Genomic DNA, 26,218 nt, shown 5'->3' with positions numbered 1-26,218 from the left:
GGACAGCTTTGTCGCAACCTATGATCGAACAAGGTTAAGGGCAACTTAGCAACAAGGGCTAGTTGCAGGGCATATGGCGCTTGTCCTCGTTGCAGGCGAGGCCGCAAAACAGATTAACCAAATCTTAGGCGCGGTCGTGGCATTCCCTTGGGTCATTGGAAATCGGGGGGAAAATTGCGTGCGCATACTCGCATTGGCATCGCAAAAGGGTGGTTCTGGCAAGACCACATTGTCCGGCCACCTGGCCGTGCAGGCTCAGAGAGCCGGGGCCGGGCCGGTTGTCCTGATCGACATCGATCCGCAGGGTTCACTGTCCGATTGGTGGAATGAGCGCGAGGCGGAGTTTCCTGCATTCGCCCAGACCACAGTGGCCCGGCTTGCCGCCGACCTGGAAATATTGCGCCAGCAGGGGTTCAAACTGGCCGTCATCGACACGCCCCCGGCAATCACCATGGCGATTCAGAGCGTCATTTCCGTGGCAGAACTGATCGTAGTTCCCACACGACCCAGCCCGCACGACCTGCGCGCCGTCGGTGCTACCGTCGATTTGTGTGAGCGAGCGGGCAAACCGCTGATCTTCGTTGTCAACGCCGCCACCCCCAAGGCGCGGATAACATCGGAAGCCGCCGTTGCCCTGTCGCAGCACGGCACGGTCGCTCCGGTCACGCTGCATCACCGCACGGATTTCGCGGCTTCGATGATTGATGGCCGCACGGTCATGGAGGTTGATCCCAAAAGTCGTTCCGCTGGAGAGGTGGAGCAGTTGTGGACCTATGTTTCCGACCGTCTGGAAAAGAATTTCCGCCGCACTGTCTTTTCGGTGCCCAACAGCGGGGCCGGGGCTGCCGGTGCGCTTCGTCCGGCTTCCGCTGGCTTCGGCCGCCGCGTCGTTGGTCAGTAAGGGGGACGAAAGATGGCTGAACCCAAACCGCTCGCTTCCCTGACCTCCGGGCTTCTTGCCCGTAAAGGAGCTGCCCAGCCCGCCATGCGCCGTCCTGTCATGGGCTTTGGTGGCCAGGCTGCAGTAGCGATCATGCAGGATGATCTTGGCTGGAATGACATGGGCTTCGATGTGACGGAGCCTGAGCCAGCACCCGCTGAACCCAGGTCTGTAGTCGGCCTGACGCCGATGACGGCTCCGGTCGCTGCCGCCCCTGTGCCCCAGGTGATGGTGGAACGTGAAGAGCTGGCGGAGCGCGTCAAGGAATCCGTGGTCGTCAAAGCCCCTGCGCCGCGCGCCGCGCCGAGGGGGCGGAAGGCGGCATTTACCTTACGTCTGGACGAGGAACGGCACCTGCGGCTTCGGTTGGCCTGCGCTGTCGGCGGGCGGTCCGCGCAGCAGATCGTCACCGAAGCGCTCGACACGCTTCTGGCCTCGTTGCCCGACATCGACCGTCTGGCGCAGCAAGTGCCCGGCGACCGCAAGAACTGAAGAAGAGGACCACAGCATGAAACGCACGGCTTTCGCGAAAGCAGCGGCTTCGTCGCTGATCTTGGCAGTAACCATGGTGGGCTGCGCCGGATCGGCTTTCCGCCCGTCCGCCGCAGCGCCGCAGCAGAGCAGGAACGGCCACGTTGCCGCGACGGAAAAGGCTTTGGCAAAACGCGATGGAGCAATGGCGGTCAAGGCCGCGGAAGCTGCTGTTGCCGCCGATCCGCGCAACCCGGCCTATCGCCAGTTGCTGGGCCGTGCCTATGTGGCCAGTGGACGCTTCGCGTCTGCCGAAACGGCTTTGAGTGACGCCATGTCGCTGGGCAACCAGGACGCGCGAACGATCGTCAGTCTGGCGCTGGTAAAGGCTGCTTTGGGCAAGAGCGAAGCCGCACGCGACCTTTTGGCGGCTAATGCCGACATTGTGCCCGCGGGTGATTATGGTCTTGCCATGGCGATGGCAGGGGATGCCAATGAAGGCGTGCGCATCCTGTCCGCAGCGATCCACGACCCATCGGCGACGGCGCAGACGCGGCAGAATCTGGCCTATGCCTATGCACTGGCGGGCCGCTGGAAAGATGCGCGCGTGATTGCTGGATTTGATCTTGAACCGACCGCCGCCAACCAGCGTATTTCGCAATGGGCACAGAGCGCGGCTCCGATGTTCGCGACGCAGCGCATTGCTCTGTTCATGGGCGTGAATGTCGACAGCACGGATGCAGGCCAGCCGGTCGCCCTGGCCCTCGCGCCAGATCAGGCTCCGGCCACATCAGCGCCAGTCGAAATGGCCGCGAACGAAGCCGCGGTGCCGGCGCAACATATCGCGGCGGTCGAAGCAGCAGCTGAGGATGCGCCTGCCATCGATCATACTTTGCCTGACGTTGCCGCTACGCCCGTGGCGGCACCTTACGCCGCACCCAAGCCCGCGTCGCGCGTGACTGCTGCGGCGATGCGCCCGCTCCGACCGAAGGTTCGTGCTGCGGTTCCCGTCAGCAACTGGGTGGTTCAGCTCGGGGCCTATGACAACGCCGCCATCGCAAAGGAAAAATGGTTCGCTTTGGCGCGCCGCAACAGTGCGCTGGCCGAGCGGCCTGTCCTCACGAGCCAGATCACACTCAATGGAGCAACTTTCTCACGCCTGGCGGTAAGTGGTTTTGGCGATAGGGCAGAAGCGGCGGCGCTGTGCCGTTCGATCCGCGTGCAGCGTGGGCAGTGCTTTGTGCGTGAAACGGCTCCCGGCGCAACGGTCCAGCGCTGGGCGCTGTCGGCCAAAGCACGCCAGTTCGCTTCCCGTTGATGATCGGGGTCGGCCTGTTGCTCAGGTCACCCCGCATCCTCATAGAAGCTGCAATTGGGCCTGATCAAGCGGAGGACGGAACAGGTCCGTTCGCAACGTCAGGCGCTCTCCTGAAAATCCCGCGCGTTTCCGGGCCTTGTGGAAGCGCGTGCGGATCAGATCGGCCCACACACCTTGACCGCGCATCCTGGTGCCGAAACCGGGATCATTGTCACGGCCACCACGCATATCCCGAATGATGGCCATCACCTTTTCGGCCCGATCGGGATAGTGCTCCTTCAACCAGGCGCGAAAAAGCGGCGCGACTTCGTGAGGAAGGCGCACTGGAATGAACGTCGCCTCACGCGCTCCAGCAGCAGCGACTTTCGCGATGATCGATTCGATTTCATGATCCGTGATGGCGGGGATGATCGGCGAAAGGCTGGCGGTCACCGGCACGCCCGCTTCGGCCAGCTGGCGGATGGCGTCGATGCGGCGGAGTGGATGGGCGGCACGCGGTTCCAGCGTGCGAGCGACTTTGGCATCCAGCGTGGTAACGGATATCATCACCGCCACCAGCCGGTCTTTTGCCATGGCGGAAAGCAAGTCCAAGTCGCGCAGCACCCGATCGGACTTGGTCGTTATGAACAGTGGGTGACGGCATTGTGCCAGCACCTCGATACATTGCCGGGTGATATTCCATTCGCGCTCGATCGGCTGATAGGGATCGGTATTGGTTCCCATGGCGATCGGCGCGACCCGGTAGGATTTCTTCTCCAGTTCTTCGCTTAACAGCCTGGCGGCGTCAGGCTTGGCGAAGAGGTGGGTTTCAAAATCCAGGCCAGGCGACAGATCGTGATAAGCATGGGTCGGCCGCGCGAAACAGTAGATACAGCCATGCTCGCATCCGCGATAGGCATTGATCGACTGGGTAAAGGCAATGTCGGGTGACCTGTTGCGCGAGATAATCGTGCGGGGGCGCTCGACCGTCACTTGGGTGCGAAGGCGCGGTCTTTGTCTATCGACCAGATCAACCTCGTCCAGCCAGTCGCCATCAGCTATGTGCTGGACAAGATTGAACCGCTGGCTTTCGCCGTTCAACGTCGCGCCTCTGCCTTTTTCAACCGCCATGAGCGATTAGAACATATAGAGAACATGTTTGCAAGCGCTGGCGTCAGCGCTCCGTCAGGCGGGGCATGAGTTCGACGAAGTTGCAAGGGCGGAAGCGGCTGTCGAGCTGGCTCGCCAATATGCCGTCCCAGGCATCCTTCACAGCGCCAGTCGATCCGGGGAGGGCGAAGATATAGGTCCCTCTGGCGACGCAGGCGGTGGCGCGGGATTGGATGGTGGATGTGCCGATGGTCTGGAAGCTGAGCCAGCGGAACAGCTCGCCAAAGCCTGGTATCTCCTTATCCTGAACCTGCGCCAGCGCTTCCGGGGTGACATCGCGACCGGTCACGCCCGTGCCGCCGGTGGTGATCACGCAGTCGATCTGCGGGTCGTCTATCCAGGCGTGGAGATGCGCGACGATCGCGGCGCGGTCGTCCCGTTCGATCCGGCGCTCGGCCAGAATGTGGCCAGCCGTCATGATCCTGTCGGCCAGCGCGTCGCCGGATTTATCCTCTGCCGGGCCGCGTGTGTCGGACACGGTTAACAGAGCGATGCGCACCGGCACGAAAGGCCGTTGTTCATCGATCGGCATTAATTCGAACCGCTCGCCATACCAGGCGCATCGATCCCACCATTCTGGCTCAGACGCACCAACTTCACGCCTTTGGAATTGGGGAAGGTTGGCCACATGCCTTGTGCCATGCCGGTCAGGCAATCGGCGCTGCCCTTCGCCTGGATCTGATACATCCAGTAGTTGCGCATCACCGTATTCACATAGGCGCGCGTTTCATAATAAGGCAGGGATTCGATGAACAGCAGCGGGTCGCCATTGTCCTTCACTTCCCTGTTCCACCGCTCAACCGGGACCGGCCCGGCGTTATAAGCGGCCATCACCTTGGGCAGCAGCCCGCCCGTCGCGCTCATGTCGCGCAGCTTTTCCAGATAGCGCTGACCATATTCCATATTGGTGGATGGCACGAATAACTCAGCCGGGGACGATAGCCCCATGTCGCCGCCGGTGCCGGGCAGGACCTGCATTAGCCCTCTGGCTCCGGCGCTGCTGACGACATCGCTGCGGAAGCCCGATTCCTGTAGCGTATGGGCATAGATGAGCGACGGGTCGACCCGCCAGCCGCCATCGGGTCGCCATTGTGGCGTGGGGAAGCGGGCGAAGCTGTCCGGCTGTTTCCCGGCGGGACCATTATGGGCGAGCCAAAGCTGAGTCGCGGGCAGGTTAAGCGCGCCCGCCAGCCCAAGTAGCGCATCATATTGTCCTGCGCCGCCCAACTTTGCCTGATGGCGAATAAGTTCATCCGCCTTGCTACTCCGTCCCACCGCCGTCAGAGTGACGGCTGCACGGACGTTGGGACTGTCCTTTAATTGCCGCCATTCGTCCGCACCGAACCGAGTGGCGACATTCGCGTCGCCAGCGGGCATGCCCAACGTTTCCCGGGCGAGCAGGCCGTAGAAAGTTTCCTCATTGCGCGCGGCGGTCTTGAGCAGGTTTTCCACCTTTTCCGCCTGTCCGCAAACCATATAGGCCCGCGCTGCCCAATATGCTCCGGCGGCGCGCATGTCCGCATTGCCAGCCATAGCGGCGACATTAGCAAAGGCGGGGGCGGCGGTTACGCAATCATTCTGACGCCATGAAGCAAGGCCCGTGGTCCAGTAGGACTGGACCGCCCAGTCGCCGCCAGCGCGCGTTTCCAGGGCGCGGGCAGCCATGCGCCGCGCGTTGGTGTCGTCATTTTCGATGTAATAGGACCAGGCGATCCGCTGGCGCGCTTCGGTCAGGCCTTCGGGCGTCAGGCCCGCTTCACCGCTGGCGAGCAGCGTTTCGGCCCCCGCAGGGTCGTCATTCTTGATGTAGGGGAGGATTTGCCCGACGAGCGCCTGGGCGAGAAGGTCGGTTTTGACCGTGCTGATATATTGGCGACGCGGGGCCGACCCCAGCCAGACCATTTTCTGCACCTGTGGAAGGTCGGGCAACATGGTCGCACCACGCTTTTCGGCTAGGCGCGACAACTGACCGGCATCCGGCAGCCAGGACGCCTTGTTGATCAGGTCCAGCAGGTCGAACAATTCGACTCGCGGCGAATCCTTCGCCAGATATAGTTCAGCCAGCGCGACGGGGCGGATGATATCCTGGGAATCAAGCGACAGGATCATCGCCTTGGCTTCCGTCCATTTCTGGGCGGTCAGGGCCGAGAATATCGCACTATAGCGGGCCTTGTCGCCATCGCTGATATCGAACGGGGCGTGAGAAGATGTCCAGGAGGTGGACATTCCAGGAGCGGTGTCTGCTGCTGCAGGCAGTGCGGCAAAAGCGCCCATAGCGGCCAGGGCCAGGGTGGACGAACGGGCTAGGACGCGAATCACCGGTGCTTTTCCTCGATCAAGCTTTGCAACGTTCGCCAGCATTCCGCTTTCGCTGCAGGCTGCCCCAACAGCAGGCGGGGATGGAAGGTGGCGACGGCGGATACAGTGCCGCCATCCTGGTTGAGATAATGTAAACCTTGCACCCCATTCGTGTCTTGGACGGGGCGACCATCATGATCGGGAAGCAGGGTACGGATGGTGCGATCGCCCAGGATAAGCAGGCGACTGGGGGCGGCGAGTGAGACCAATGCGCGCATCCGGTCGGCGGCGGCGTTCAAGTCCGACGCTTCCACCATCCCACCGGGCGGGCGCGATAGCAGCAGCGAAGCCAGGCATATGTCGCCACGCGAAAGCCCTATGGCGGCGAGCATGGCGTCGAACAGCTTTCCTGCTCGGTCGGAAAGCAGTGTCCCGGCAGCCATGTCGGCAGGATCGGGCATGTCGGTGATCACCATCAATGGTGCCTTTGCCTTTCCCTGCGGCAGGATAGGCGTTCCGGTCCAGCGCCGCTCCGGCTGTCCTGGATCGTTGGCAATCCAGGACAGAAATGCCTCCAGCGTGGCGGGCCTGTCACGGGGGGCGGCCTGGGTCGGCGATACGACCGGTTGAGCAGGTCCAGCGGGCCGCAACCAGTCGACCGGCGCTTCGGCCGTCGCACAATCGACACCCGCCAGTTCCCACCAGGCCATATAGGCGCTGGCGGCCGCCGCTACATCAGGCTGCAATAATCCCCGCATCGATCTTCTAGGGCCAGAGGTTGACGCCGTGGTCAAGAATCTTCATCGGCAGGGATGGCAAAACGTTTGAGTAATGCGGCGACCGGACAGGCTGAGGGAACCAGCCGGAACGCCTGATGGAGGACATATGAGCGAACGGGAATCGATGCCTTATGACATCGTCATCGTCGGCGGGGGACCGGCGGGGCTGTCCGCAGCGATCCGGCTGAAGCAGCTGGCGAACGAAGCGGGGCAGGAACTGGCGGTATGCGTGCTGGAAAAAGGGTCCGAAATCGGTGCCCATATTCTGTCGGGCGCAGTCATCGATCCCAAGGCGCTGGACGAATTGCTGCCTGACTGGCGCGACATGGGCTGTTCGCTCGCGGAGACCCGGGTCAGCGACAACCAGCATTGGTTCTTGTCCAAGCGCGGCAAATTTTCCATGCCGCACATCGCCCTGCCCGGATGGATGCACAACAAGGGCACCTATACCGGTTCGCTGGGCAACCTGTGCCGCTGGCTGGCTGAGCAGGCCGAAGGGCTGGGCGTCGAAATTTTCCCCGGCTTTGCGGCTGCTGAAATCCTCTATCATGAAGATGGATCGGTGAAGGGCGTCGCCACCGGCGACATGGGCATCGATCGCGAAGGCAATCGCAAGCCCGATTATCAGCCGGGCCTTGAGCTTCACGCCAAATATACCTTCTTTGCCGAAGGTGCGCGCGGCCACCTGACCAAGATATTGAAGCGCCAATTCCACCTGGACGCCGATTGCGAGCCACAGGTCTACGGACTGGGCATGAAGGAATTGTGGGACATCGACCCTGCCAAGCATAAGCCGGGCCTGGTCATCCACACCCAGGGTTGGCCACTGAGCGACGCTTATGGCGGCGGTTTCCTGTATCATCAGGCTGGTGGTCAGGTCGCACTGGGTTTTGTGGTGGGCCTTGGATATCGCAACCCGCATCTTTATCCGTTTGAGGAATTTCAGCGCTGGAAGCAGCATCCTGAGATCCGCAAATATCTGGAGGGTGGCCGCCGTGTGTCCTACGGCGCACGCGTGATCAACGAAGGTGGCTGGCAGTCCATCCCGAAATTGGCATTCCCCGGCGGCGCGTTGATCGGCTGCTCGGCGGGCTTCGTCAATGTGCCCCGGATCAAGGGTACGCATACCGCGATGAAGTCGGGCATGCTGGCGGCTGAATCGGCCTTTGCCGCGATCAAGGCTGAACGTGGCGGCGACGTGTTGCAGGATTATGAGGATAATCTGCGGACAAGCTGGATCGCGAAGGAGCTTCAACTGGTCAAGAATGCCGAACCGCTGCTTTCAAAGTTTGGCGGCACCGTCGGCACGCTGCTGGCAGGCATCGACATGTGGATGCGGACGCTCAAGATCGGGCTGCCCTTCACGATGAAGCACAAGCCGGACAATGAGAAGATCTGGCGTAAGGAGCAATGCGCCAAGATTGATTATCCCAAGCCTGATGGCGTCATCAGTTTCGATCGCCTGTCTTCCGTGTTCCTGTCGAACACCAATCATGAGGAAGATCAGCCGGTCCACTTGCAGTTGAAGGACGCGACAATTCCGATCAGTTACAACCTGCCCCTTTATGATGAACCGGCACAACGCTATTGTCCCGCTGGCGTCTATGAAGTGGTCGGGCTGGAAGAAGGCACGCCGCGTTTCCAGATCAACGCTCAGAATTGCGTCCACTGCAAGACATGCGACATCAAGGACCCGACCCAGAATATCAACTGGGTCGTCCCGGAGGGCGGCGGAGGACCCAACTATCCCAATATGTAGGCGGCATTTCCTTTACACTCTTCCGCTGCTGATGCTGCCGGGGGTGGCCGGCGCATCAGTGGACCGGACGAGCGCGATGCATGCCTATGCGCGCGGTCGCCTTGCGGACAGTGATGGGGCAGCGGCGCTGGCGTTGGACAATTACCGCCGGGCGCTGGCCGCTGACCCCGATCAGTTGGAAATTGCCCGGCGGTCCTATTTTCATGCCCTGATCAGCGGCGACATGGCGCTGGCGATGCGGTCAGCCACGCTGCTGGATCGTGATGGCGTCCTGCCCAGGGACGGCGCGTTGCTGTTCCTGTCGGACGCTCTCAATCGCAAGGATTGGCAGGCCGCGCACCGATTGACGGATCGGATCGTCGCTGAATCCAATTTCGCTTTCCTGGGGCCGATCCTGCGCAGTTGGATCGCCTTGGGTGAGGGCAAGGCGGCTACTGTCGAAATCACAGGCACCGACCGCTTCGCATCGCTGATCAGGCGCTATGCCGATGAACATGCCGCGATGCAGGCGCTGGCGCGCGGCAATGTGGCAGAGGCAGAGCCAGCGATCCAGCGCGCGCTGCAGTTGCGTACGGTCGATCTAGCCGAATTGCGCCTTTCCTTCGCGGCGCAGCTGGCTGGTCAAGGCGCAAAGGTTCAGGCACTCACGCTGCTGCCTGCGAACCAGGCAAATTACGCCAGAGCGCGAGACCGACTGGAAAAGGGGAAAGGGGCGGGTGCAGCCGGAAAGCCCCTGACGCCCAGCCAGGGCTATGGGAGGCTTTTGACACGGCTGGCGACGGACATCAGCACCGATGAAGCGACGCGGATATTGGGCATCCGGCTCGCCAGGACCGGCAGCTTTGCCAATCCGTCCGGCGCGGACAGCCGGATCGTGCTGGCCCAGTTGCTGAGCGAGGCTGGCTATTCGCACTCCGCGCCCGCCGAAGCGCGCAAGGTTCCTGTCGATGGCTGGTTCGGGACTTTGGGCCAGGGTGCGCTGGTGGATGCGCTGACGCGATCGGGCGACAAGGGCGCGGCGATCAGCCTCGCGCGCACGCTCGCCACTGCGCCGGGAGCGGAGGCTGAACGGCATGTCCGGCTTGGCACGTTGCTGGCCGACGCCGACGATTTCAGCGGCGCTGCAAAGGCTTTTCGTGATGCGCAGGCGCGCTATGCGCCCGATGCGGTCCCGTGGGCGCTACTGCTGTTCGAGGGCAGCGCGCTGGAGCAGGGCGGGCAGTGGGACGATGCGCGCGCCGTGCTGGAACGCGCGGCCAGGATCGCGCCGGACGAGGCGCTGGTGCTCAACTATCTTGGCTATGCGCAGATTGAGCGGCGGCAGAATGTGGACGCCGCGCTGGCGCTTTTGAAGAGAGCCAGCGCGCTCAAGCCTCAGGATGCGTCGATACTGGATTCGCTGGGCTGGGCGCATTTTGTGGCGGGCAATGTGAAGGAAGCGGTGCCGGTGCTGGAGCGCGCGGCGGCGGGCGCGCCGGGCGATGCGACCATCAATGAACATCTGGGCGACGCATTATGGACGGCGGGCCGTCGCTTCGAGGCGCGCTATGCGTGGAATGCTGCGGCTGTGTTTGCTGAAGGCGATGCGGTCGCCCGGCTGGCGTCAAAGGCAAGGGAAGGATGGAAACCGGAATATGCCGCACGCTGACGCGAACCTGCTCCCCAATGCCATTTCTGATGACGGAGAATTGACCGAAATTGCTTACGCCAAGGTCAACCTGGCTCTTCATGTCCGGGCGCGGCGGGAAGATGGCTATCACGCGCTGGAAAGCCTGTTCGTATTCGCGGGTGACGGGGATGTTCTGACCGGCAAGGCAGCGGATTCGGGCGCGATCACCTTGAACATAGAGGGCCCTTTCGCCGATGGGCTCGATAGCGGCGGCGGTAATCTGGTCATGAAAGCGGCTCAGGCGCTGCGCGAATATCTGGGTGAAAGCCGAGGTGCAGCGTTAACGCTGGTCAAGAACCTGCCGGTGGCGTCCGGCATCGGCGGCGGATCGGCGGACGCAGCGGCGACGTTGCGGCTGCTGGGACGCTTGTGGAATGCGCACATCCCAGCGCCGGACCTGGAACGGATCGCCTTGTCACTGGGATCGGATGTGCCCGCTTGCCTTGCCAGCGTCACCCAGATGGTGCGTGGACGCGGTGAGGTGCTGGAAGACGTGGATCTGCCGGGCCTGGCGGGAACGCCCATGCTGCTGGTCAATCCCGGCGTCGGCATATCGACGGCGCGCGTGTTTCAGCGCTGGGATCAAGTCGACAGGGGCGCGTTGGCGGCGGAGAGCCTGGAAAGGCTGATCGACGGCGGGCGCAATGACCTGGAACCTGCTGCCGTTGCGATGGAGCCGGTGATAGCGGATGTTCTGGCCGAACTAAGGCAGAGCCCCGGCGTTCGGCTGGCCCGCATGTCCGGGTCGGGCGCGACATGCTTTGCCCTGTTCGATGATGAGGCCGATGCCGATAGCGCGGCGATCGACATTAAGGCGCGGCAAGCAGGCTGGTGGATCATGGTAACGAGGATCAGAGCGGCGTGAGCGAGGCTTTTACCCATGTCGATGGCGGGGAACTGGACCTGCTGATCATCGCTGACCACGCTTCGGCTCATGTGCCCGACGACGTCGATCTTGGCATCGATCCGGCGCTGCTTCGCGACCATATCGCAGTGGACATTGGCGTGGCGGAGGTCAGCCACCTGATTGCCGATCAACTGGGTTGCACTGCGGTTCTGGGCGGCATTTCCCGGCTTGTGATCGACCTCAATCGGGAAGATGATGCCCCCGGCCTGCTCCCGGTGATGAGCGACGGGCACGCGATTCCCGGCAACCGCCACGCGGACCTGGCCGATCGGATGATCCGTTTCCATCATCCCTATCATCATCATATTGAACGGGTGCTGGAGGCGATGAACAGTCCCTTCATCCTATCGGTGCACAGCTTCACCCCGCGCTTGGCCAGCGATCCGCATCAGGAACGGCCATGGGACATCGGGATCCTCTACAATGAAGACGACCGGGCCGCGCGCATCGCCATCCCTTTGTTGGAACAGGCGGGCCTGATCGTGGGCGACCAGCTTCCCTATTCGGGCAAGCTCCTTAACGCGACGATGAACCGCCATGCCGAAGCGAATGGCATTCCCTATCTGGGCATTGAAATGCGCCAGGACCTAATCGCGGATGTGTTGGGACAGCGCCGCTTTGCTGGCATATTGGGTCCAGTGGGGCTGGAATGCCGCAATAGCCTTGCGTGACTCGCGGCTTTTTGAAAGAGAGACGCGCGCAAGAAGGGTAGGTTTATGTCTCATACGTTCGATAAGTCGAAACTGCCGAGCCGTCATGTCTCGGTTGGTCCAGAGCGGGCACCGCATCGCAGCTATTATTATGCGATGGGCCTCACAGAGGAAGAGATTAGCCGACCCTTCGTAGGCATTGCGTCTGCAGGCAATGACAGCGCGCCGTGCAACACCACGCTGGACATGCAGGCCGACTGGTGTCGTCAGGGTGTGAACGAAGCGGGGGGGATGCCGCGCCGGTTCAACACCATCACGGTGACCGATGGCATCGCCATGGGGCATCAGGGCATGAAAAGCTCGCTCGCCAGCCGTGAGGTTATTGCGGATTCGGTGGAACTGTCGGTGCGCGGCCACTGCTATGACGCGCTCGTCACCTTTGCCGGTTGCGACAAATCCCTGCCGGGCATGATGATGGCGATGCTGCGCCTGAATGTTCCGTCGATCTTCGTTTATGGTGGGTCGATCCTGCCGGGCCGGTTCGAGAATCGCGACGTCACTGTCGTCGATGTGTTCGAAGTGGTCGGCAAATATGCGGCGGGCGCTTGTCCGCTGAAGGATGTGATTGCGCTGGAGAAGGTCGCATGTCCCGGTCACGGCGCATGCGGCGGACAGTATACCGCGAACACCATGGCATGTGTCGGCGAAGCAATCGGTTTGTCCTTGCCCAACAGCAATATGGCGCCTGCCCCTTACAAAAGCCGTGAGGACGTGGCAGTCGCGGCGGGGCGTCAGGTGATGGAACTGCTGGCGAAGAATATCCGTCCACGCGACATCTGCACCCGCGAAGCTTTTGAGAACGCGGCGCGCATCGTCGCGGCGACGGGCGGATCGACCAATGGTGCGCTGCATTTGCCCGCTATGGCGAACGAGTGCGGCATCGATTTCGACCTGTTCGACGTTGCCGCTATCTTCAAATCGACGCCTTATATCGCTGACCTGAAGCCGGGCGGCAAATATGTTGCCAAGGATATGTACGACGCGGGCGGCATCTACATGCTGATGAAGACGCTGTTCGACAACGGCTTGCTGCATGGTGACTGCATGACCGTTACCGGCAAGACGATTGCCGAGAATATCGATGAAGTGACCTGGAACCCGGAACAGAAGGTCATTTACGACGTGAAGTCGCCGATCACGCCGACCGGCGGCGTCGTGGGCCTCAAGGGATCGTTGGCGCCCAATGGCGCGATCGTGAAGGTCGCGGGCATGCACCGCCTTCAATTCGAAGGGCCTGCGCGGGTTTTCGACTGCGAAGAGGAGGCCTTCGTCGCCGTGGAATCGCGCGACATCGCCGAAGGATCGGTCATCGTCATCCGTTATGAAGGCCCCAAGGGTGGGCCGGGCATGCGTGAGATGTTGTCGACCACCGCAGCACTTTATGGCCAGGGCATGGGTGAGAAGGTGGCGCTGATCACCGACGGGCGCTTCTCCGGCGCGACGCGCGGCTTCTGCATCGGCCATGTCGGCCCGGAGGCGGCCGAAGGCGGGCCGATCGCATTGGTAGAAAATGGCGACATCATCGCCATCGATGCTGAAGCAGGCACGATCGACCTTAGGGTCGATGAGGCGGTCTTGGCGGAGCGTCGCAAGGCATGGGCGCCCCGGCAGAATGATTATCAGGCGGGTGCGCTTTGGCGCTATGCGCAGAATGTGGGGCCAGCCTACAAGGGAGCGGTGACGCATCCCGGAGCCAAGGCCGAAACCCATGTTTATGCGGATATCTAAAGCTTTGGCGGGGGCGGGGCTTCTGTGCCTCGCCTTGGCTGGCTGCGATGGTAGTGGTGGAACGGCGGCGGACCAGCAACCGACGTCCAGCTTGGCGAGCAGCACGGGTGGGATAGCTGACTGCGCCATAGGGGTGGCGGCTGACTGGAGCCGGAGCTGTCCGGTCGAGCGCACTGGCGATCTGGTGACAGTGCGTCATCCCGATGGCGGTTTCCGCCGCTTTCATGTGGTGAAGGATGGACGCGGTCTGGTTGCGGCCGATGGTGCCGAACAAGCGACAGTGACGGTGACGGGCAAGGATCAAATCGAACTCAGCGTCGGTGAAGACCGCTATCACCTGCCCGCGACGATGGCGGCGGCGCAACCGTGACACTCGCTTCGGTCCTGACCGCAGCGCAAATGCGTGACGCGGAACAGGTCGCCATGGCGGCTGGCGTGACAGAATATGCCCTGATGGAAAGGGCTGGCGCGGCGGCGGCGGAGATCATCTGGCGCGCGGGCGCTAAACGCGATCTGCTGGTGCTGTGCGGGCCGGGTAATAATGGCGGCGACGGCTTTGTCATTGCCCGGCTGCTGCGCGCTCGCGGCGTGCCAGTGCGCGTGGCGGCGCTGGGCGAAAGTCGCACCGAATCGAGCCGCACAGCGCGCGCAGCCTGGAACGGGCCGATCGAACCGCTGGCGGATGCGGCTCCAGCCACCCAGATGGTCGATGCCCTGTTCGGCACTGGCCTTTCACGCGGCCTTGATACGGCGGTAGCGGATCAACTGGCTATGCTGACCGCCCAGGCCAGCTTCAGCTATGCGATCGACCTGCCGAGCGGCGTGGAGACGGATAGCGGTGCGCTGCTGTCGCGGGTCCCGGCCTTTGGCATATGCATCGCGTTGGGAGCGCTTAAACCCGCGCATCTGCTATACCCCGCCGCCGGATGTTTTGAACGGCTGCTATGCGCCGACATCGGGACTGAAGCGCCGGACAGGATATGTCGGCTGGAGCCTCCCGCACTAGCCATACCCGCAGCCGCCGCGCATAAATATAGTCGTGGGTTGGTCGCTATTGTGGGCGGTGCGATGGCGGGAGCGAGCCGCCTCGCCAGCCATGCGGCAGCGCGATCGGGCGCGGGGATGGTGCGTCACATCGGGCTGGAATCGCCAATAGGCGGTCCCGATGCCATCGTCGCGCTTCAGGGTGACGAAGCAGATGAAGTTACTGCCCTGCTGAGCGATCAGCGGTTGGCTGCGGTCGTCGCTGGGCCGGGGTTGGGTCGGGATGATAGGGCCAGGGCCCGGCTGGCTTCGGTGCTGACTTGCGGTCGTCCGCTCGTGCTGGATGCTGACGCGCTGACGCTGCTGGGCGAGGAAAACGCCTCGGCTGTTCCTGCGGGTTCCATCTTGACCCCGCATGAGGGAGAATTTGTGCGCCTGTTCGGCGACCTGCCCGGCAGTAAGATCGACAAGGCGCTGAAAGCGGCGCGACGGTCCGGCGCGGTGATCATCTACAAGGGCGCGGACTGCGTGATTGCCGCTCCGGATGGCCGGGCCGCCGTTGCCACTGGGGCGTCATCCTGGCTTTCTACCGCAGGCACCGGCGACGTTCTGGCGGGGCTGGTGGCCGGTCGGCTGGCCGTGACCGGCGACCCATTCCGGGCAGCCTGCGAGGCGGTGTGGCTGCACGGGGATGCTGCACGGCGCGCAGGGGCCGCGTTCATCGCCGACGATCTGATCATGCAATTCCCAGCCGTTATCGCCAGTCGCTTGTGACTCCGACCGATAATGACATCATCCTCCGCATCGCCGCCAAGGGCGATGGTGTGACCGCGGATGGACGGCATGTGGCGCTGGCTGCTCCAGGAGATCGGCTGTCTCCCGACGGCGTGCTGCAGCGCGGGCCGCATCATGTTGATCCGCCTTGCATCCATTTCCCGGCCTGTGGCGGGTGCGAACTTCAGCATTTGGACGAAGCCAGCCTTGATGATTTTGTCACAGCGCGCGTCACTGGTGCGCTGGCAGGACAGGGGGTGGAACCAGCAATCGTGCTCGCGCCGCACGTCTCTCCCCCTCGCACGAGGAGGCGGGCATCGCTGCGGGCAGCACGGTTAGGCCGGAAAGTCACTATCGGTTTCGCAGAATCGGGCAGCCACACGCTGATCGACCTCAGCATGTGCGAGGTTCTGGACCCGCGGCTATTCGCATTGATCGCGCCGTTGCGGTCGCTGCTGGGACTGTTGTTGCCGGACAAGCGGGCGGCGCATGTGCGTATGTCGCTGGTCGATCAAGGCATCGACCTGTTGCTGGAGGGTGTTCGGGTTGAGGGGCTGGCCGCTGACGAGGCACTGCTGGATTTCGCGTCGTCCCATCAACTCGCGCGTCTTACGATCGACGAGGGGGAGGGCCGGCAAGCGCGCTGGGAGCCAGAGCCGGTGACGGTTCGTTTCGGCGGCGTCGCCGTAGCCTTCCCGCCTTTTGCTTTCCTTCAGGCCACGCCCGATGGCGAAGCGGCCCTGGTTGAGACGGTGCGTCAGGCATTGCCACCGCAGGACGCAATCGCCGATTTATTCTGCGGCCTCGGCACCTTTGCGCTGGCTTTGGGAGAGGCGCGTCCGGTCTATGCGGCGGAGGGTGCCCGTGATTTGGTCCTGTCGCTCAAGGCAGCCGCCAACCGGGCGCAGAGGCGACTGGCTGTAGATCATCGCGACCTGTTCCGTCGTCCGCTGTCGCCGGACGAGCTTAACCGCTTCGCTGCCATCGTTATCGATCCGCCGAGAGCGGGCGCGCGCGAGCAGGTGATGCAACTCGCCGCCTCGACCGTACCGACCATTGCCTATGTTTCATGTAATCCGGCCAGCTTCGCGCGTGATGCAGCCCACTTGGTAGCAGGGGGATACTATCTGGATAGCGTGAAGCCGGTGGGGCAGTTCCGCTGGTCGACACATGTCGAACTGGTCGGGATTTTCCGGCGCGGATAAAATTTGTCCCCCGCCGTTGTTACGGCGAGGGATAGGCACCCTCTCCAAAGGGGAGCTTGAGCCTTTTAGCCCAGCTTGATGACAGTTGCGCGACGGCGCGCGGGAACGGGGTCGGCATAGAGGCTGGCCATCGGCTCATCTTCCACCTCGACAACCGCCTCCGACGTGAAGCCGTTGAAACCGGTGCGCATTGCCGCGCCATAGGCGCCCAGCATCCCGATTTCGACATAATCACCCGCCTGCACGTCATCGGGCAGCATGAATGGGCCAACCATATGGTCCATGTCGTCGCAGGTCGGGCCGTAGAAGGAAAAGCCGGTCAGTTCCGCTTCGCTTTCATCGTGGCGCAGCAACGCCACCGGGAAACGCCAGCCGATATGCGCGGCATCGAACAGCGCGCCATAGGCACCGTCGTTGATGTAAAGCTCCCTGCCCCGGCGACGTTCGACGCGGACAATGACGGAACTATACTCTGCCGACAGCGCGCGACCGGGCTCGCACCATAGTTCTGCGGAATAGCTGATCGGCAGGCTTTCGAAGCCACGATAAATGGCGTCGAAATAAGCCTCCAGCGCTGGCGGTTCCATGCCTGGATATACCGATGGGAAGCCGCCGCCGACGTCGATGATATCCACCGTAACGGCTGCATCGACGATGGCAGCGCGGACGCGCTCGATCGCATCGCTATAAGCCTGCGGGCTCATCGCCTGGCTACCGACATGGAAGCAGATGCCGAGCGCATCCGCTGCCTGACGAGTGGCCATCAGTAATTCGCGGGTTTCGCCGAGTTCAACGCCGAACTTGGATGCGAGGCTGAGTTCCGAATGTTCGGACGAGACCCGCAAACGAACGCAGAGTTCCAGATCGGTGGCGTCACAGGTGGCGCGCAGGATCTTTTCCAGCTCATCGATCGTGTCGAGCGAGAAGGTGCGCACGCCGTGAGTGTGGTAAGCCTCCGCGATTGCTTCCTCAGCCTTCACGGGGTGCATGAAGCACAGCTTGGCGTCGGGCAGCGTTTCGGCGACGAGGCGGACCTCGGCGATCGAAGCTACATCATAATGCGTGATTCCGCTGTCCCACAAGGTCCGGAGCAAGTCCGGCGAAGGGTTAGCCTTTACGGCATAGAGCGAGCGCCCCGGAAACTTCTCAGCGAAGAATCGAGCGGCGCGGGCCGCAGCCTGCGGGCGTATCAGCGTTACCGGTGCTGCCGGTTTGAGGGCGGTCGCTACCCCCAGCGCGCTATGGTGCTTGTGCAACTCAAGGGACCTCCAGTGTAGTTCAGGGCATTAAAGCTGCCTTGCGGTGGAAGTCCCATGGGGCAGCGGAACGGCGATATATGCGTAGGGGTCCGCCCTGTAAAGCGCATGTGCAAATTTTGTTGCGCGCGCATCTGCAGGATGTGCCTCAGGAGAGACGGGACTTGAAATCCTCGTACGAAAACTGGCGGATTTGCTTGAGCTCGTCGGTTTCAGAGTTCCACAGCCAGATGTCCGGTAGTGGTACGCCGTTGAAGGTGTTGGTCTTCACCATTGAGTAGTGAGCCTGATCGAGGAAGGCGATCCGCTGTCCCGGAGTCGCGCCGCCGGGGACTCGATAGTCGCCGATGATGTCGCCTGCGAGGCAGGAGGGGCCGCCGAGTCTGGTGGCGGGGCCTTCCGTTTCTTCGTTGAGCATGGCGGGGCGGTAGGGGGCTTCGATCACGTCGGGCATGTGGCAGGTGGCGGAGATATCGGTGATGGCGACTGGCATGCCATTGTCGATGACGTCTAGGATTTCGCCGATGAGGATTCCGGCGTCGAGGGCCATGGCTTCGCCGGGTTCTAGGTAGAGTTGGAGGCCGGTTTTGGATTTGATTGCAAGAAGGAAAGCTACAATTGAATCGCGTTGGTAATCGGCGCGGGTGATGTGGTGTCCGCCGCCAAAGTTAAGCCATTTCAATGAGTTAACGTGCGGCATTATGCGTGATTCTATCGCGGCCCAGGTGCGTTCCAGGGGGAGGAAGTCCTGTTCGCACAAGGAGTGCATGTGGAGGCCGTGGATGCCCTCCAGATGTTCTGCGCGGAGTTGGTCGATGGGGAAGCCGAGGCGGCTGTGGGGCTGGCAGGGGTCGTATTTCGCGACTTCCCCTTCTGCGTGGAGGGGGTTGATGCGCAGGCCGATGTCGAAGACGTGCCCGGCGGCGCGGGCGGCTTCGATGACGCTCGCCATACGCGTGATCTGGCCGGGGCTGTTGAAGATGACATGGTCGGAGATTTTGAGGATTTCGGCCAGGTCTTCGGCTTTGTAAGCGGCGCAGTAGGTTGCGACTTCTCCGCCATATTCTTCGCGGCCCAGACGGGCTTCATAGATGCCGGAGGCGCAGACGCCGTCGAGATATTCCGCCACTACGGGGCCGAGCGACCACATGGAGAAGGCCTTGAGCGCGCCCAGCACCTTGATGCCCGCGCGGTCGCGGATGTCGGCCAAGATGGCGAGGTTGCGGCGGATCGCGGCCTCGTCCACCACGAAGGCGGGCGAGGCGACGCGGTTCAGGTCGAAATGCGCGAAGGCGGCGGGGTCGCCGGCTTTGGTTTCCATAAGTCCATCCCCGCCGCCCTGAGCCTGTATAGGTGCGGCTATACTTTGGAGAAAGTGAAGGGCTTCGACAGGCTCAGCCCGAACGGAGGTGGGGGCGCTGGGGTGGCGATCCTGGAGGGTCGTCAGAAGTCCAGCGGCTTTTCCAGTTCCTTTACCTGCCAGGGCAGGCCGTGCTTGTTCAGCATGTCCATGAAGGGGTCGGGATCGAACTGTTCGATGTTGAACACACCCTCTCCCTTCCATGCGCCGGTCAGCATCATGGCGGCGCCGATCATCGCGGGGACGCCGGTGGTGTAGCTGACCGCCTGATTGCCGGTTTCGGCATAGGCGTCTTCATGGTCGCAGACCTGATAGAGATAGACGGTCTTTTGCTGGCCGTCCTTTTCGCCGGTTGCGATGTCGCCGATGTTGGTCTTGCCCTTGGTCGTGGAGCCGAGGCTCGACGGTTCGGGGAGGACGGCTTTGAGGAACTGGAGGGGAATGATCTCCTTGCCTTCGTACATCACCGGGTCGATGCGGGTCATGCCGACATTCTGGAGCACTTCGAGATGCTTCAAATAAGCGTCGCCGAAGGTCATCCAGAAGCGGATGCGCTTGATTTCAGGGTAGAATTTGGCGAGGCTTTCCAACTCCTCATGATACATGAGGTACATGTTCTTTTCGCCGACCTGGTCGAAGTTGAACGCCTGCTTGTGCTTGAGCGCCGGGCCTTCGACCCACTTGCCGCCTTCCCAATGGCGCGAGGGGGCGGTGACTTCGCGGATGTTGATTTCCGGGTTGAAGTTGGTGGCGAAATGCTGGCCATGGTCGCCGCCATTGCAGTCGAGAATGTCGAGCGTGTCGATCCGGTCGAGCAGATGCTTCTTGATGTAGGACGCAAAGACGCTGGTGACGCCGGGGTCGAAGCCGGAGCCGAGCAGGGCCATGATGCCTGCTTCCTTGAAACGGTCCTGATAGGCCCACTGCCAGCCATATTCGAACTTGGGGGTGTCGCGCGGCTCGTAATTGGCGGTGTCGAGATAATCGACCTTGGTCGCCAGGCAGGCGTCCATGATGTTGAGGTCCTGATAGGGCAGGGCCAGATTGACGACGAGCTTGGGCTGAACCTGTTCGATCAGGGCGATGGTGGCGGCGACGTCGTCGGCATCCACCTGCGCCACGTCGATGGTGACGCCGGTGCGGGCCTTCACCGATTCGGCGACCTTTTCGCAGCTGATGAGGCGGCGGCTGGCAAGGGTGATGTGGCTGAAAATGTCAGCATTCATGGCCATCTTGTGAACCGCGACAGACCCGACGCCGCCTGCGCCGATGACCAGAACCTTGCTCAATTCCACTGCTCCATGACTATAGCGCGCGGCCCGCGCGAAAGCGCCCATATAGGGGCTGCGCGTTACAGCGCAAAGTCAGTCTGTCACCTTCCGTTCGGCCTGTGCCTGTCGAAGGGCTTCACCTCCGTTAAGAAAGGAAAGGGCTTCGACTAGCTCAGCCCGAACGGAGGTGGGGTGGTCTTGATCCATTTAGCTTGTGCTTAGAAGCTCGCGCCGTCGACCTTGTTTATGGTGAGCGCGTCGATGTCGACATCCGGCACGCAGCGCAGGTTGATGGCGCGGACTGGCCCGTCCGGGGAGTTGCCTTCCGCGAAGGATTGCGTGCCGCAGATACTGCAGAAGCGGTGCGTGATGTTGTGTTTGTGGAAATGATAGTCGGTCAACTGGTCCGCGCCGCTGTCGAGGGTGAACTGGTCGGCGGGGACGAAGGTGAGGAGGAAGCCCTTGCGGCGGCAATGGGAGCAGTTGCAGGACATGGCCTGCGTGGGGGCGTCGGCGACGACGGTGTAGGTGACTGCGCCGCAGTGGCAGCTTCCGGTATAGGGCATGGGAGTATCCTTTGGCGGTGTTGACCAGTAACTTCCGTGGCATAGCTCGGTCATTGACGCAGCAATCATAATAACGTCATTCTTGCGCCAGATCGACCTTGGGGTGTCATGCTAAAAGAACTCGACGCAATGCTCGATATGCCAATCACGCTTTTCGTCGTTTTGGCAGTCGGCGCTATAATCGGCATCGCTTTTGAAAAGGCATTCGCTGCCGCAGACCGGGAAAAGCGCCGGGCATATTGGCGTGGGCGAAATTCCGCTAAGAAAATCACCTCAAGAACCCGATTTACCTCCGTATCTTCAGTCGAAACTGCCCAATCGCGGGATTCAACTCAAGTGGCGGCGGAGCAACTGAAAGTGGTCATGAATGCAGATTTTCAATCGCGAGCGTTACTGAACAAACCGGAACGCCGTTTACTTGATTGTATTGACCAAGTGCTTGCGGACGAGTGCCCCGGATGGCGCGCAATGGGCCAGGTGTCCTTGGGCGAAATTCTTTATAGCCGGGATAAAGACGCTTTTTGGGCAATCAATGCCAAGCGAGTCGATTTGTTGATTGTTGACCGGGATTGCCGACCGTTACATGCCGTGGAGTTTCAAGGTACGGGACATCACGGGAGCCCGGAAACCGCCGCTCGCGATGCCATAAAGAAGGAAGCATTGCGTCGCGCCGGTATCGGCTATGTGGAAGTCGTTAGCGGGAACACGCCAGCGGAGGTGCGCGATATGGTTCGTAAGCTGGCCAACGTGCATAAAGTAAAACCAGCGCCGCCTGCCGCCTAGCTGCTTAATTGCCCGGCGCAACGGCCAACAGCGAGGGCAGCCAGACTAGGTCTAATGGGTTATGACCAAAGCCGTTTTTCGCTGGTTTATGGCTAAAGACATACTCCGTGATTGCAGTGCGTGCCCTGATGGCAGCGTGATAGTTTCGCCTTCTATCATGCGAAGGAGGCTGCCTTGCCAGAGGATCCCAACCAGATTTCAGGCGCGGAAGACAGGCGCGATTTCCTGAAGACTTGCGGGCGGTTCGCCGTGACCGTTCCCCCGGCTGTCACCATATTGTTGTCGACGTCGCTGTCGTCGGAAGCGATCGCCAAGTCCGCAGGCGGCGGTGGTGGCGGTGGTGGTCCGAAGGGCAATAACGGCGTGGGCAATGGTCCCGATCCACAACCGCCCGGCAACCCGCCGATCAACGATGGTCCGGGCACCGGTCCGGGCAATCCGGGCAGGCGCAACAAGATCTGAGCGCGATCATGGGGGCGGCCTGCTGAGCGGTGGAGATGATGCTGCGTCTTTCACAGGGCACATCCATTGTCTTCATCGACGGGCAGCCGCTGATCTTTTCGCCCGGCAGGCAGGCGCTTCTGGGGATGAACCAGATCGCCGGTTATATCGGCTGCCGCCTGGAAGACGGCATTCCGTTCAAGCAGCTGGCGCAGGAAGTGTTGGAACGTGGCTTTGCCGAACCAAGGGCGATGCTGCGCACCGAGTTGGCCAACTGGTCGCTGCAGGGGCTGGTCAATGCCTGTGACCCGCCGCCATCGTCGCGGCCTCTGTTTATCCAGCGCATTTCGATCGGCGGCATTGGCTTTGCCTTGCGCTATCATGCGGAGAGTCTGGCGGCGTGTGTGGCGCCGCTTTTTGCTCATCTGGAAGCGGAGGATGCGTCCGCCAGCGTCATTTATGAGCTATGGCAGGATGACGGATTGGCGTGCCTGAGCCGCAATGGCGAACCGGCATCGGTCATGCGGCCTGCGCAGGTCGGGCCTGTCATCAAGGCCAGGATTGCCGACGATATTCTGAAAGATCAGCGATGGCTGATGGCACTGCATGCCGGTTGCCTGCATCGAAACGGCAAGGCGCTGTTGATCCTGGGAGAACCGGGGGCGGGGAAGACCACCCTGACGTCATGGCTGACGGGGCAGGGATTTGCCTATGGCGGCGATGACATCACGGTCGTCAACAGCGATGGCCGGGTGCAGGGGCTGGCTTTCCTGCCGTCCGTCAAGGCGGGTGGGTGGAAGCTGCTGGAGCCGGTTTACGACGATCTGGCGCAATTGCCGGTGCATGTCCGGCCCGACCGCAGGCGCGTTCGATTTCCAAAGCCGCGCGAGATGGCGGACAGTGAGCTGGTCGAGATTGGCTGGATCATCAAGTTGCGCCGGGGGGATGCTGGCCCGGCAAGGCTGGAACCGATGGCGTCGGCAGTGGCGCTCAAGCATCTTTTGGCCGAAGCGGCTTCACAGGGTGAGGGGCTGGAACGCGGCGCGCTCGATGTGATGATACAGGCGGTTGCGGCGGCGGAGTGCCGTCAGTTGCATTATAGGCAGTTGGAAGATGCGTCCGCGCTGTTGATGCGATTGTGCGACGATGAATCGGCTTGATCGGCTGCAGGGCCTGCTGGCCTGTCTGGATGGCGACCTTCCCCAACAGGATGATTGGCCCGGCATCATCGAACTGGCCAATCATTCATTGTGCACGCCGATGGTGGCGAGCCAGCTGGAGGCGGCTGGTCGATTTCCGGCCCTTCCGCCCGATCTGCAGCGGTTCCTGCGGGAGGTCCACGTTCGTAATGGAGAGCGAAACCGGCGGCTTTTGCTGCAATTGGACGAAGCCGCCACGATCATGAATGCGGTGGGCGTGGAGCCGATATTGCTCAAGGGCACTGGCTGGCTGGCGGCAGCCAAGGAGGAACAGCGGGCTGACCGGCTGCTCACCGACCTGGACCTGATGGTGCCGCCAGAAGGATTTCATGACGTCGTCGATGCGCTGGTCCGGGCCGGGTATAGGCCGGAAACGGCGGCGGTTCGCCCTGATGTGCCGCTGGTCCTGCTGCGCCCGGAAGATGCCGGGACCATCGATCTGCATAGCGAATATGGCGGGGCGACGACGTTGCGCTTTCGTCATGCGGACCTGACCGTGGGCGGGACGCGGTGCCGCCTGCCGGGCAGTGTTGCCCACCTTCCCCCTCCGGTGGGCAGCATGGCCATTTTGCTGTTGCATGACCAGTTGAAGGGCAGGGATTATCTGAGGGGGCGGATCGACCTTCGTCACATGCTGGACATGCGGTCTTTGGCGGCGGGGTTCGGCCCTGCCGAATGGGAGAGTTTGGACCGGCTGTTTCCGCCAGGCTATGCGCGGGGCGCGGCAAGGACGCAGTTGTTGACCGCGCATAAATTGCTGGGGCTGAGCGTTCCCGATGCCATGATCCGCGACATCCGGGCGCAGCTGCAATATTGGCGGCGCATGATCCAGGTGCGTTGGCCGGTGAGCGCCCTGATGCTGACGATGCTGTCCCTGTGTGACCCGCAATATCTGGCGGCGCGTCGGCGATGGCGGCTGGCGAAGGGTGGGGGCGCGTCGAGCAGCAGGGCCACCGGACGCGCGTGGTTGCCCCGCCGGGGGAGCGTGGCGCGGTTGCTCAGTTGGAGGGAAGTGGGGAAGATTTGAGTGGTACGCGGCTTTAGCTGATGAGTTGCCGCAGCCCCTCCACCGTATCCGCCTCCGCCGCTGGTTTGTCGCGCCTGATCCGGGCGATGCGGGGGAAGCGCATGGCCAGGCCGGATTTGTGGCGCTTGCTGTCGTGGATGCTGTCGAAGGCGACTTCGAGGACCAGTGTCTTTTCTACTTCGCGCACCGGGCCGAAGCGGTTGACTGTGTTGGTGCGGACGAAGCGGTCGAGCCATTTCAGTTCCTCGTCAGTGAAGCCGCTATAGGCTTTGCCGACTGGGAGCAGTTCGCCCTCTTCCGTCCAGCAGCCGAAAGTGTAGTCCGAATAGAAGGACGAGCGTTTGCCGTGGCCGCGCTGGGCGTACATCATCACGCAGTCGGCGGTCAGGGGATCGCGTTTCCATTTATACCAGAGCGCGGCTTTGCGACCGGCGACATAGGGGCTGTCCCGGCGTTTTAGCATGACGCCTTCGATGGCGGCGTCGCGGGCGCCTGCGCGGATGTCGGCGAGGGTTTCGAAGTCGGGGGCGGTGATGAGGGCGGATATGTCGAAGCGGTCGGGGTTGAGGGTCGGGACGAGGGTTTCGAGGCGGGGGCGGCGTTGCTCCCAGGGGAGGGGGCGGAGGTCTTCGTCGGCGTGGAGGAGGATGTCGTAGAGGCGGACGAAGGCGGGATAGTCGGCCATCATCCTGGCGGTTACGGCTTTGCGGCCAAGGCGTTGCTGGAGGGCGTTGAAGCTGGCTGCAGAGCCTCCATGCTTTTCGGCGCCCTGAAGCTCGCCTTTGACGAGGAGTTCGCCGTCGAGGACCGCGTGGGCGGTGAAGGCTTGCGCGATCTCCGGGAAGCTGCCGCTGATGTCGTCTCCGGCGCGGCTGTAGAGGCGGGTTTCGGTGCCGGTGCCGACGATCTGGATGCGGATGCCGTCCCATTTCCACTCGGCGGCATAGTGGGTCAGGTCCACGCTGTCGGCTTCGAGCGGGTGGGCGAGCATGAAGGGGCGGAAGAAGGGCGTGCCAGCCGGGTCGGGGCGGCCGGACCTGCCTTCGGCCCAGTCGAACAGGGCGGTGTAGGGCGGGGAGAGGGCGTGCCAGCATTCCTCCACATCATCGACGTCGAGGTTGAAGGCCTGGGCGAAGCCGGTCTTGGCGAGGCGGGCGGAGATGCCGACGCGAAGGCCTCCGGTGGCGAGCTTCAGGAGGGCGAAGCGGCCTGAGGCGTCGAGGTGATCCATCATCTGCGCGAGGGTATCGGCGGCGGCGGCGCGGCTGACGCTGTGCAGGCGGTCGATGATGGCGGAGAGGGTGAGGGTGGCGTCGTCGATCTCCAGCGGTTGATCTTCGCGCTTGGGCCAGAGGAGGGCGACGGTTTCGGCGAGGTCGCCGACATAGTCTCGGCTCATTTCGTAGAGGACCGGGTCGGTGCGGGCGCGGATCATTTCGCCGATGGCGGAGGCTTTGACGGCTTTGATGTCGAGGTTGCCGGTGAGGGTGGCGAGGGCCCAGCCTCGGTCGGGGTCTGGGGCGGTGCGCATGTAGGCGGCGATGAGGTCCAGCTTGCCGTTGCGGGAGCGGGTGTAGACCAGGCCGTCGAGGAGTTGGGAGAATTGCCTCATAGATAAGGGAAG

Annotated in this window: 24 protein-coding genes; 15 read left to right on the top strand and 9 right to left on the bottom strand. The window is 62.4% G+C overall.

The genetic code is table 11. The annotated features are described in order from the left end of the window. Positions 1 to 178 precede the first annotated feature (178 nt). The 3 genes from FHS54_RS08065 to FHS54_RS08055 are packed head-to-tail and all read left to right on the top strand — an operon-like array spanning position 179 to position 2,729. Positions 179 to 901 carry an AAA family ATPase gene (locus tag FHS54_RS08065; protein ID WP_167303272.1) on the top strand — a complete coding sequence of 241 codons (723 nt, stop codon included), beginning with the start codon at positions 179 to 181 and terminating at the stop codon, positions 899 to 901. 12 nt (positions 902 to 913) lie between these two features. After that, complete coding sequence (locus FHS54_RS08060; protein WP_167303271.1) at positions 914 to 1,432, top strand: hypothetical protein; 519 nt, start codon at positions 914 to 916, stop codon at positions 1,430 to 1,432. Between the two features lie 16 nt (positions 1,433 to 1,448). Further along, positions 1,449 to 2,729, top strand: a complete 1,281-nt coding sequence (locus tag FHS54_RS08055) for an SPOR domain-containing protein (protein WP_167303270.1) — start codon at positions 1,449 to 1,451, stop codon at positions 2,727 to 2,729. Positions 2,730 to 2,768: 39 nt separating this feature from the next. Here FHS54_RS08055 and FHS54_RS08050 read toward each other — a convergent pair whose 3' ends face one another. Genes FHS54_RS08050 through FHS54_RS08035 form a run of 4 tightly spaced genes read right to left on the bottom strand, consistent with a single transcriptional unit; the run spans position 2,769 to position 6,934 of the window. After that, positions 2,769 to 3,839 (bottom strand): PA0069 family radical SAM protein, encoded by a 1,071-nt coding sequence (locus tag FHS54_RS08050; RefSeq protein WP_167303269.1) that lies wholly within the window; start codon positions 3,837 to 3,839, stop codon positions 2,769 to 2,771. Between the two features lie 43 nt (positions 3,840 to 3,882). Beyond that, positions 3,883 to 4,410, bottom strand: coding sequence for a molybdenum cofactor biosynthesis protein B (gene moaB, locus FHS54_RS08045; protein WP_167303268.1), 528 nt, complete (start codon positions 4,408 to 4,410; stop codon positions 3,883 to 3,885). Beyond that, positions 4,410 to 6,197 (bottom strand): transglycosylase SLT domain-containing protein, encoded by a 1,788-nt coding sequence (locus FHS54_RS08040; RefSeq protein WP_167303267.1) that lies wholly within the window; start codon positions 6,195 to 6,197, stop codon positions 4,410 to 4,412. Before FHS54_RS08040 ends, moaB begins: the two co-directional genes overlap by 1 nt. Next, positions 6,194 to 6,934 (bottom strand): uracil-DNA glycosylase family protein, encoded by a 741-nt coding sequence (locus tag FHS54_RS08035; RefSeq protein WP_208404820.1) that lies wholly within the window; start codon positions 6,932 to 6,934, stop codon positions 6,194 to 6,196. The genes FHS54_RS08040 and FHS54_RS08035 overlap by 4 nt, the downstream gene beginning before the upstream one ends. Positions 6,935 to 7,061: 127 nt before the next feature. Between FHS54_RS08035 and FHS54_RS08030 the strand changes: the two genes are divergently transcribed. From FHS54_RS08030 to FHS54_RS07995, 8 genes are read left to right on the top strand one after another with little or no spacing between them, the layout of a single operon-like run. Then, positions 7,062 to 8,714 carry an electron transfer flavoprotein-ubiquinone oxidoreductase gene (locus FHS54_RS08030; protein ID WP_167303266.1) on the top strand — a complete coding sequence of 551 codons (1,653 nt, stop codon included), beginning with the start codon at positions 7,062 to 7,064 and terminating at the stop codon, positions 8,712 to 8,714. A 31-nt stretch (positions 8,715 to 8,745) separates the two neighbouring features. Next, positions 8,746 to 10,362, top strand: coding sequence for a tetratricopeptide repeat protein (locus FHS54_RS08025; protein ID WP_167303265.1), 1,617 nt, complete (start codon positions 8,746 to 8,748; stop codon positions 10,360 to 10,362). Beyond that, positions 10,349 to 11,248, top strand: a complete 900-nt coding sequence (locus FHS54_RS08020) for a 4-(cytidine 5'-diphospho)-2-C-methyl-D-erythritol kinase (protein WP_167303264.1) — start codon at positions 10,349 to 10,351, stop codon at positions 11,246 to 11,248. The genes FHS54_RS08025 and FHS54_RS08020 overlap by 14 nt, the downstream gene beginning before the upstream one ends. Next, complete coding sequence (locus tag FHS54_RS08015; protein ID WP_167303263.1) at positions 11,245 to 11,961, top strand: N-formylglutamate amidohydrolase; 717 nt, start codon at positions 11,245 to 11,247, stop codon at positions 11,959 to 11,961. The genes FHS54_RS08020 and FHS54_RS08015 overlap by 4 nt, the downstream gene beginning before the upstream one ends. 45 nt (positions 11,962 to 12,006) lie before the next feature. Next, a complete protein-coding gene (gene ilvD, locus FHS54_RS08010; RefSeq protein WP_167303262.1) occupies positions 12,007 to 13,728 on the top strand; it encodes a dihydroxy-acid dehydratase in 1,722 nt (573 codons plus the stop codon). Further along, positions 13,709 to 14,098, top strand: coding sequence for a hypothetical protein (locus tag FHS54_RS08005; RefSeq protein WP_167303261.1), 390 nt, complete (start codon positions 13,709 to 13,711; stop codon positions 14,096 to 14,098). Before ilvD ends, FHS54_RS08005 begins: the two co-directional genes overlap by 20 nt. After that, complete coding sequence (locus FHS54_RS08000) at positions 14,095 to 15,486, top strand: NAD(P)H-hydrate dehydratase (protein WP_167303260.1); 1,392 nt, start codon at positions 14,095 to 14,097, stop codon at positions 15,484 to 15,486. The genes FHS54_RS08005 and FHS54_RS08000 overlap by 4 nt, the downstream gene beginning before the upstream one ends. Further along, entirely contained in the window at positions 15,483 to 16,691 is a 1,209-nt protein-coding gene (locus FHS54_RS07995) for a class I SAM-dependent RNA methyltransferase (RefSeq protein ID WP_167303259.1), read from the top strand. Before FHS54_RS08000 ends, FHS54_RS07995 begins: the two co-directional genes overlap by 4 nt. A 65-nt stretch (positions 16,692 to 16,756) precedes the next feature. On the opposite strand, the gene FHS54_RS07990 is transcribed toward FHS54_RS07995, so the two are convergent. The 4 genes from FHS54_RS07990 to FHS54_RS07975 form a co-directional block, all read right to left on the bottom strand. After that, the gene (locus tag FHS54_RS07990) at positions 16,757 to 17,947 is read right to left on the bottom strand and encodes a type III PLP-dependent enzyme (protein ID WP_167303258.1); all 1,191 of its coding nucleotides are present in this window, start codon (positions 17,945 to 17,947) and stop codon (positions 16,757 to 16,759) included. 148 nt (positions 17,948 to 18,095) lie between these two features. After that, the gene (locus FHS54_RS07985; RefSeq protein WP_167303257.1) at positions 18,096 to 19,268 is read right to left on the bottom strand and encodes a carboxynorspermidine decarboxylase; all 1,173 of its coding nucleotides are present in this window, start codon (positions 19,266 to 19,268) and stop codon (positions 18,096 to 18,098) included. A 122-nt stretch (positions 19,269 to 19,390) separates the two neighbouring features. Next, the gene (locus FHS54_RS07980) at positions 19,391 to 20,596 is read right to left on the bottom strand and encodes a saccharopine dehydrogenase family protein (protein ID WP_167303256.1); all 1,206 of its coding nucleotides are present in this window, start codon (positions 20,594 to 20,596) and stop codon (positions 19,391 to 19,393) included. A 200-nt stretch (positions 20,597 to 20,796) separates the two neighbouring features. After that, on the bottom strand, positions 20,797 to 21,144 hold the full coding sequence (locus tag FHS54_RS07975) for a GFA family protein (RefSeq protein ID WP_167303255.1): 348 nt from the start codon (positions 21,142 to 21,144) through the stop codon (positions 20,797 to 20,799). A gap of 108 nt (positions 21,145 to 21,252) precedes the next feature. Here FHS54_RS07975 and FHS54_RS07970 point away from each other — a divergent pair, with 108 nt between their 5' ends. The 4 genes from FHS54_RS07970 to FHS54_RS07955 all read left to right on the top strand — a co-directional run bounded on the left by FHS54_RS07970 (position 21,253) and on the right by FHS54_RS07955 (position 24,594). Next, entirely contained in the window at positions 21,253 to 21,927 is a 675-nt protein-coding gene (locus FHS54_RS07970) for a DUF2726 domain-containing protein (RefSeq protein ID WP_167303254.1), read from the top strand. A gap of 174 nt (positions 21,928 to 22,101) precedes the next feature. Continuing rightward, positions 22,102 to 22,389, top strand: coding sequence for a hypothetical protein (locus tag FHS54_RS07965; protein WP_167303253.1), 288 nt, complete (start codon positions 22,102 to 22,104; stop codon positions 22,387 to 22,389). Between the two features lie 35 nt (positions 22,390 to 22,424). Further along, positions 22,425 to 23,528, top strand: coding sequence for a phosphoenolpyruvate carboxykinase (ATP) (locus tag FHS54_RS07960; protein WP_167303252.1), 1,104 nt, complete (start codon positions 22,425 to 22,427; stop codon positions 23,526 to 23,528). Beyond that, the gene (locus FHS54_RS07955; RefSeq protein ID WP_167303251.1) at positions 23,515 to 24,594 is read left to right on the top strand and encodes a nucleotidyltransferase family protein; all 1,080 of its coding nucleotides are present in this window, start codon (positions 23,515 to 23,517) and stop codon (positions 24,592 to 24,594) included. The genes FHS54_RS07960 and FHS54_RS07955 overlap by 14 nt, the downstream gene beginning before the upstream one ends. Before the next feature lie 13 nt (positions 24,595 to 24,607). Here FHS54_RS07955 and FHS54_RS07950 read toward each other — a convergent pair whose 3' ends face one another. Further along, positions 24,608 to 26,206 carry a cisplatin damage response ATP-dependent DNA ligase gene (locus FHS54_RS07950; RefSeq protein ID WP_167303250.1) on the bottom strand — a complete coding sequence of 533 codons (1,599 nt, stop codon included), beginning with the start codon at positions 26,204 to 26,206 and terminating at the stop codon, positions 24,608 to 24,610. Positions 26,207 to 26,218 lie beyond the last annotated feature (12 nt).

The organism is Sphingobium vermicomposti (assembly GCF_011762025.1).
Taxonomy (GTDB): Bacteria; Pseudomonadota; Alphaproteobacteria; order Sphingomonadales; family Sphingomonadaceae; genus Sphingobium; species Sphingobium vermicomposti.
This window is presented reverse-complemented; position numbering and strand designations above follow the sequence as displayed.